Source organism: Gottfriedia acidiceleris (assembly GCF_004138285.1).
Classification (GTDB): Bacteria; Bacillota; Bacilli; order Bacillales; family Bacillaceae_G; genus Gottfriedia; species Gottfriedia acidiceleris_A.
In genome coordinates, this window is record NZ_SCFN01000009.1 from 44,656 (window position 1) to 50,655 (window position 6,000).

At 35.8% G+C, this 6,000-nt stretch carries 8 protein-coding genes and 1 pseudogene; 3 read left to right on the forward strand and 6 right to left on the reverse strand.

The window, feature by feature from the left end:
- Positions 1 to 45: 45 nt before the first annotated feature.
- The 6 genes from EP747_RS24305 to EP747_RS15075 all read right to left on the reverse strand — a co-directional run bounded on the left by EP747_RS24305 (position 46) and on the right by EP747_RS15075 (position 4,232).
- The gene (locus EP747_RS24305) at positions 46 to 390 is read right to left on the reverse strand and encodes a hypothetical protein (RefSeq protein WP_235832891.1); all 345 of its coding nucleotides are present in this window, start codon (positions 388 to 390) and stop codon (positions 46 to 48) included.
- Positions 391 to 438: 48 nt separating this feature from the next.
- The gene (locus tag EP747_RS25390) at positions 439 to 585 is read right to left on the reverse strand and encodes a hypothetical protein (protein ID WP_129690959.1); all 147 of its coding nucleotides are present in this window, start codon (positions 583 to 585) and stop codon (positions 439 to 441) included.
- Positions 586 to 603: 18 nt separating this feature from the next.
- A complete protein-coding gene (locus EP747_RS15060) occupies positions 604 to 1,065 on the reverse strand; it encodes a hypothetical protein (protein WP_129690952.1) in 462 nt (153 codons plus the stop codon).
- The gene (locus tag EP747_RS15065; RefSeq protein ID WP_129690953.1) at positions 1,062 to 1,772 is read right to left on the reverse strand and encodes a restriction endonuclease; all 711 of its coding nucleotides are present in this window, start codon (positions 1,770 to 1,772) and stop codon (positions 1,062 to 1,064) included. The genes EP747_RS15060 and EP747_RS15065 overlap by 4 nt, the downstream gene beginning before the upstream one ends.
- Before the next feature lie 37 nt (positions 1,773 to 1,809).
- Positions 1,810 to 2,019, reverse strand: a complete 210-nt coding sequence (locus tag EP747_RS15070) for a helix-turn-helix transcriptional regulator (RefSeq protein WP_129690954.1) — start codon at positions 2,017 to 2,019, stop codon at positions 1,810 to 1,812.
- Positions 2,020 to 2,636: 617 nt separating this feature from the next.
- Entirely contained in the window at positions 2,637 to 4,232 is a 1,596-nt protein-coding gene (locus EP747_RS15075) for a peptide chain release factor 3 (protein WP_129690955.1), read from the reverse strand.
- Between the two features lie 359 nt (positions 4,233 to 4,591).
- On the opposite strand from EP747_RS15075, the gene EP747_RS15080 reads away from it, so the two are divergent.
- The 3 genes and pseudogenes from EP747_RS15080 to EP747_RS15090 all read left to right on the forward strand — a co-directional run.
- Complete coding sequence (locus tag EP747_RS15080; protein ID WP_129690956.1) at positions 4,592 to 4,969, forward strand: DUF3992 domain-containing protein; 378 nt, start codon at positions 4,592 to 4,594, stop codon at positions 4,967 to 4,969.
- A gap of 25 nt (positions 4,970 to 4,994) precedes the next feature.
- On the forward strand, positions 4,995 to 5,330 hold the full coding sequence (locus tag EP747_RS15085) for a DUF3992 domain-containing protein (RefSeq protein WP_129690957.1): 336 nt from the start codon (positions 4,995 to 4,997) through the stop codon (positions 5,328 to 5,330).
- A 74-nt stretch (positions 5,331 to 5,404) separates the two neighbouring features.
- A pseudogene (locus EP747_RS15090) lies at positions 5,405 to 6,000 on the forward strand (hypothetical protein); the annotation flags it as partial.

Genomic DNA, 6,000 nt, shown 5'->3' on the forward strand with positions numbered 1-6,000 from the left:
GATGCTAAAAACATCCACTTTTTTATTAATCACGCCATACCTACGTTATTTTAATCCGAATTGAGCCTTCGCCATTAACTTACCGTCTTGAAACGTGAAGTTAGCGTTAGCTCCCGTAGATCCTTTACCCTTATACGTATAGAGAATCGTATATCCAGGTTTACCTTTCTCGCCAGCTTCGCTCATTATCTCGCCTTTACCACCAATAATATCGAATACTTGCTTCGAAGTCATGCCGTTTTGAATCTTATCGAACTCTGCTTTCGTTACAATAATGGATTTACCCGTAGCTTCGTTCGAGGTCGTTTCAGAATTTGAGCAGCCACTAGCGAAAATAAATCCTGTAGCGATTGCGGTCCCTAATGCGATACTTCTTATCGTTCTTTTCATTTTACGCCTCCTAATATTTACCATATATCTCATACTATTCGCCTAGTCCTATAAATATCCTTTATAAAGAACAAAAGCGCCCAATAGGACGCTATTATGTGTGCATTTACCTAATAAAATCATGCGATCGATTAATATAATATTCGTTTTTGATAAGTATTCGCGAGCTTCTTTTGTAAAACCTGACGAAGTAATAAAATAACCTCGGTACTTTTATGTTTGTATATTTAATTTTACTAAATATCTATAAAACCAATAAACAATAATATTAGGAATAAAATAAGAAAAGAAAGTCCACATGATATTCCATCCATTTCCGTATGAAACAATTCCAAAAAACGCCAATGTCCATTCAACCATTGTAGTAAGAAATGCGAATATAAAAAGAATTGAATATGAATATTTACTGTTTTTAATTAAATAAATCATGTAACACTTTACAATTAGGTAAAATCCAAAATCGTAAGGCATAGCAGACATTGTTTGATCTATATTAAAAGGTTTAATTTTCCAAAAACCTAAGAAAAACCCTAATTCATTTACTAGAAGACTAAATGCCACAACAATAGGACCAATTGAAGGAATTAAAGTTCGGTCTTTTCTATTTAGATGAAATAACCCGAAAAGCCAAGGGACAATTAATCCGAAAATGATATTAAATTTTATGGAACTCATATCGGCTCAATTTCCGGTACAATATCTTCATAAAGCAGCTCCGGCCTAACTTTTCCGATAATCTTTAGTAAATCGTAGCCATCTACGAGTTCTATCCCGGTACCATTTACGTAATCCTGGGCGGTCTTCGTAAATGCCGAAGTAGTAACGAACATACCTCGCTCGACTTTATCCTTCGACATCGCTCCGTGTAATTTTTGTAATGGTGGCCTTCCAATATTATTACCTTCGGCGTACATTTTACATTCAACGTAAATGATCGCTTTATTCTTCGTTAAAATAATATCCTTTCCGTTATCGTTTGACTGCGGAGTAACTTCTGTGTGATATCCGGTGTGCCTATACATATCCGCGACAAATATTTCGAAGTCTCTCGGTGAAAATCCCGCAGTAATTTCGAAAATAGTTCGGCCTTTTTTCGCTTTAAACGACCTAAACGGTCTGTCTGTAAAATAACGCCTTTTTGATTGACGATCAGTTAGAACGTAAAGTGACGCTAAGCCGCCTACTATAAATATAAAAATGGCCCACTCTTTTAAACCCCAGGAGGGTACTTTATTTAATGCGACTTTTAAATTATGAAATAAACTTTTCAATATATTATATACGATGACTAGTCCGAAAATTAACATTAGGCCAAAGTATGAGTACTTACCGCCCCAACCATAACTTTTTCTGCTATAACTTTTACGTCTTCTTTTAGCCAAAATATCACCACTTGTCTAATTATCAATATCCTCTATTTTAGACATCTTCTTTGACAAGTATCCAAATATCTTCGACTTTTAAGCCAAGTTCATCGGCAATTTTTAACGCTAGTGGAAGTTGCGGAAATGATCGTCCGTTAACCAGGCTTTTTAATGCCGCCATCGATATTCCAAGCTTTTTGGATAAAGCAGTCTGACTAATACCACGCTCGACCATGATTACTTTTAACCTCGTCTTTACTTCCATAATTGATCCTCCGATATTTCGTCTTATTAGTATTAATTAGACAACCTCGCGGATTTAATCCGGATGACGTAGCTAAAAAGTCGTGGGTCTTCGAGCAATGCTTCTGACAGAATACGGAGCTTAAACGCGTATCCACCCGAACTTTTGTCCTTTACGTAGTGTCGATGCAGGGGGAATTTCAAAAAATCCCTACAACGGATTTCAAACTACCCTCCATAAAGGAGAGCGCGTTTTAACTTCGGAAGAAAACGAGGCTTATAACAAAGGTAAAGGCGGTAAGGAAATCAACGTCAATGTTGGTACGATGAATGTACGAAATGACTCGGATATTAAGAAGGTCGCTTATAAATTTGCTAAATTAATCGAAAAAGAGAGTGCTTGGGCGTAATTGTACGATTAGTAAAAGCGTCCTTCTAACGAGGGACGCCGATTTTTTTGTTCAACTGTGTGGTTTCTCCGTAAAATTAACCGTAATTTTAATAGCATATACCGGTATATGTTGGTATATTTCAGTTAAATAACGTTTTAAAATACAAGCAAATTCGGATAAAATAGGCGAGAAGAACCTCGTCAGAAAACAACAAAAAAAGACCGAAAAAATCGGTCTCCTTCGTCAATTAATCAACTTGTATTTCATTATTAACATCAAGCGCTTCAACTAATTCTAATTCCTCATGACGTTCTTTAAAACGATTGAAAGTAAATTCGTTCGCAAATAAGAATAACGGACGTTCGAAACGGTCATATACTAGCATGTTACGCATATCTTGATATTTCTTAAGTCCTTTTACGTCGTCTGTTTTAACCCATCGAGCTATATTGAAATCAACATGGTCTTTACGGATATCAGATCCATATTCATTTTTTAAGCGGTATTCAAATACTTCAAATTGAAGTTGACCTACAGCACCTAAAATGACCTCATTAAACTCATTTTTATAAACTTGAATTGCACCTTCTTGAGCTAATTGCTCAACACCTTTATGGAAGTGCTTAGATTTTAATGAGTTAACTGGGCTAACTCGTAAGAATAACTCAGGTGGGAAAGTTGGTAATGGTTCAAAGAATAATTTTTGTTTACTAGATGTAATTGTATCTCCGATTTGATAAGTACCTGAATCGTAAATACCAATTACGTCACCAGCATATGCTCGGTCAATCGTTTCACGGTCATTAGCCATCAATTGAGTCGATTGACTTAATTTAATTTGTTTACCTGTACGAGAAAGCATTACATTCATTCCACGTTCAAATACGCCAGAACAAATTCGTAGAAATGCAATACGATCACGGTGAGCAGGATTCATATTAGCTTGAATCTTAAAAATAAAACCACTAAATACTTCATCAGTTGGATTAACTTCACCATTAATTGTTTTACGAGATCCTGGTGCAGGTGACATATCTAAGAAATGATTTAAAAATGGTGTTACCCCAAAATCGACTAATGCTGTTCCGAAGAAAACAGGAGTAAGTTCACCAGCTCGAACTAAGTCTAAATTGAATTCATTTCCTGCACCTTGTAAAAGATCAACTTCATCACGTAAATTTTCTAAATTTGAAGGCTCTAAATGCGCTTCTAATTCAGGACCGTGTACGCCATCTTGACCAAGTTTAATGACTTCATCTTTACGGAAAAGATGAACTTCATTTTCTAATCGATCATAAACACCTTCAAATTGCATTCCACTACCGATTGGCCAAGTAACTGCAACAGAAGGCATACCTAGAACTTCTTCTAATTCTTCCATTAACTCTAATGGATCTTTAGCTTGGCGGTCTAATTTATTCATAAAGGTAAAAATAGGGATACCACGTAAACGACAAACTTGGAAAAGTTTCTTTGTTTGTGCTTCAATACCTTTTGCAGCATCAATTACCATGACTGCAGAGTCAACAGAAGTTAGTACACGATATGTATCTTCACCAAAATCATTATGACCAGGAGTATCCATAATTGATACCATTTTTTCATCATATTCAAACTGCATAACAGAAGAAGTAACAGAAATTCCACGTTGCTTCTCGATTTCCATCCAGTCAGATTTTGCATATTTTGAATTTTTTTGAGCTTTTACAGTACCAGCTTCACGAATAGCTCCACCATGAAGTAGTAATTTTTCAGTTAAAGTTGTTTTACCAGCATCCGGGTGAGAGATGATCCCAAAAATACGGCGTTTAGCAACCTGATTAATTAATTCTTTATTTGCCATCTATTATAAAGTCCTTTCTAAATCAAAGATCATAAACAAATTTTTACATCTTATCTATTATACTAGAATTCAGCGTTTGATGAAACATTTAGTAACTAAGTTATATACAAAGTATTTCCAAGTTTGAAATAAGAATTTTCTTTTTTATTGTTTATTTTATAATTTTACATAAATTGTTCACTAATTTTTCAACATGTAATATTTATAAAGTATTACAAATCAATATTATAAAAGCTAATCTATCAACGAGTTATGTGTGATAGATTCTTTTTTTTTGACAAATGTACAAGCATATGCATGACACTTTGATTACTATATGATAATGATTCATTTTATTGAAAGAAAGGAAGTAACCATAAATGGCATCATCATGTAATTGTTCAACATCAACATTAACTTGCTGTCCTGAAAAGATTTTTGTTCAGGACCAGGTATGTATACCATGGCAAGCAGTAGGAGATACAACAACTGTTACAATTCCACTTTTTCAAAATAATTTTAACCAAAATATTATAGGAACTGGTTTTGTTAAGTATGAAGTAGGTTCTGTTGCATCACCAATACAGATTGTATTTTTAAACTCAGCTGGAGGCACGATTAATTCTGAGGTCGTAACATTAGGTTCTAGTTTAGCATTTACAATTAGAAGGTTTGATTTAATACAAGCCGTAATTCCAATTGGAGCAGGTATATTATTTCAAGGTGAGTTTTGTATTACGACACGTTATTCTGTTTAATTGAAGAAAATGAGGGGAAAAGCAAATGTGTAATGGTTTAAGTTGTTGCTCAGCTAAAAATATATTTCAAGATAAAGTTTGTACAACATGGCAAGTGAATACACCCGGTATTATCACAATCTTTACAAATAATATCGCTCCAATTATTTCCGCAACAGGCTATGTTAAAAATGATACAGGTACAGATAATATCGTTGTTAATTTTTTAAGAGGTGGAAATGTAATTGATACTCTAACTGTCCCACCGCAAAGTAGTGTCGCTTTCTCAGAAAAGCTATTCGATGAAATTCAAATTGATACTACAGGTTTAACCGGGGCAGTAGAAGGTGAGTTTTGTATTACGGTCAGATATTCAATGTAATAGTTCATTTTATCTAAATAGTATTGTTCGGAATATTTTTTGAACAGCCCTATGTAATGAAATGAGGAACGATAATGTATTCCTTTATGAATAATAAAGATGAGAACGGCAATACAATTCCTTACGTAAAAGGAATAGGCTCCAATTCGAATAAATGTAGTTGTTGTAATAGTTTTTCTTGTAATGGGATTAAAAAAATTGGCCCTACAGGGATAACGGGAGTGACAGGAGAAACAGGGCCCACTGGAGCGATGGGAGCCACTGGTCCAACAGGCTCGACAGGAGTAACTGGATTAACAGGCACGACAGGAGAAATTGGCTCAACCGGTGTAACGGGAATTACTGGTCCAACTGGCTTAACTGGAGTAGCAGGTACGACCGGCCCAACTGGAATAACGGGAACGACTGGCTCAACTGGAGAAACGGGCCCAACGGGAATAACAGGAATAACAGGAGCAACCGGAATAATGGGAGCAACAGGTCCAACAGGAGCAACCGGAATAACGGGAACAACCGGCCCAACTGGAACATTTGGAGCAACCGGAACAACAGGAACAACTGGCTCAACCGGAATTACTGGAACAACAGGAACAACTGGAACAACTGGAACAACTGGAGCAACCGGAATTACTGGAACGACTGGCTCAACCGGAATTACTGGAACGACTGG

Bases quoted from the DNA above. Each gene is read 5' to 3' on its own strand.
- EP747_RS24305 (WP_235832891.1), bottom strand. From the start codon at position 390: ATGAAAAGAACGATAAGAAGTATCGCATTAGGGACCGCAATCGCTACA.
- EP747_RS15060 (WP_129690952.1), bottom strand. From the start codon at position 1,065: ATGAGTTCCATAAAATTTAATATCATTTTCGGATTAATTGTCCCTTGG.
- EP747_RS15070 (WP_129690954.1), bottom strand. From the start codon at position 2,019: ATGGAAGTAAAGACGAGGTTAAAAGTAATCATGGTCGAGCGTGGTATT.
- EP747_RS15075 (WP_129690955.1), bottom strand. From the start codon at position 4,232: ATGGCAAATAAAGAATTAATTAATCAGGTTGCTAAACGCCGTATTTTT.
- EP747_RS15080 (WP_129690956.1), top strand. From the start codon at position 4,592: ATGGCATCATCATGTAATTGTTCAACATCAACATTAACTTGCTGTCCT.
- EP747_RS15085 (WP_129690957.1), top strand. From the start codon at position 4,995: ATGTGTAATGGTTTAAGTTGTTGCTCAGCTAAAAATATATTTCAAGAT.